Source organism: Clostridium pacaense, from assembly GCF_020709765.2.
Lineage (GTDB): Bacteria > Bacillota > Clostridia > Lachnospirales > Lachnospiraceae > Enterocloster > Enterocloster hominis.
This window is the reverse complement of sequence record NZ_JAJFEB020000214.1, coordinates 1-238: the sequence shown is the minus strand read 5'-3', so window position 1 is coordinate 238 and position 238 is coordinate 1. Positions and strand designations below refer to the sequence as shown.

Here is a 238-nt window from a genome sequence, read left to right as displayed (position 1 = left end):
AGATGCGCTGAGGGCGGGCAGAATGGACACAATGGCGTCCAGGATACCATCCGCTGGACAGAAAGATAAAATCACACAGGTTAAATCCACAGAACTGAAAAAAGGTAATATTGTATATATAAAGGCCGGTGAGCAGATTCCGGCGGACGGCGATGTGAGAGAAGGCGCGGCCTCGGTGGATGAGAGCGCGATTACCGGTGAATCAGTCCCTGTAATCCGTGAAAGCGGAGGCGACAGA

1 protein-coding gene is annotated in these 238 nt (G+C 52.1%); it reads left to right on the top strand.

Annotated elements, in window-relative coordinates:
- Positions 1-238 (top strand): P-type ATPase actuator domain-containing protein (locus LK536_RS59070; protein ID WP_506092369.1); only part of this gene is annotated, 238 nt, incomplete at both ends.